Raw genomic sequence first — 254 nt, 5'->3', positions numbered from 1 at the left:
CCATTTTCTTAAGGGTCTTGCTGGCGACTTTATTGGCTTTTTCGGCACCACGGTCTAAAATTTCATCAAGCTCACTTGATTCGACAAGCTGATAATACCTTTCTTGAATGGGTTGTAAATAATTTACCATGACTTCAGCCAAGTCACTTTTGAAATCTCCGTAGCCTTTTCCAACATACATCGATTCAATTTCCGCAATAGGCTTTCCAGATAAAATAGAATAAATCGAGAGTAAATTGGAAACACCAGGTTTA

At 37.8% G+C, this 254-nt stretch carries 1 pseudogene; it reads right to left on the bottom strand.

The features are described 5' to 3' along the window. Positions 1–254, bottom strand: a pseudogene (locus tag RYX56_RS23835) (tryptophan--tRNA ligase); the annotation flags it as partial.

The organism is Alkalihalophilus lindianensis (assembly GCF_032843265.1).
GTDB classification, from domain to species: Bacteria; Bacillota; Bacilli; order Bacillales; family Bacillaceae_D; genus Alkalihalophilus; species Alkalihalophilus lindianensis.
This window is presented reverse-complemented; position numbering and strand designations above follow the sequence as displayed.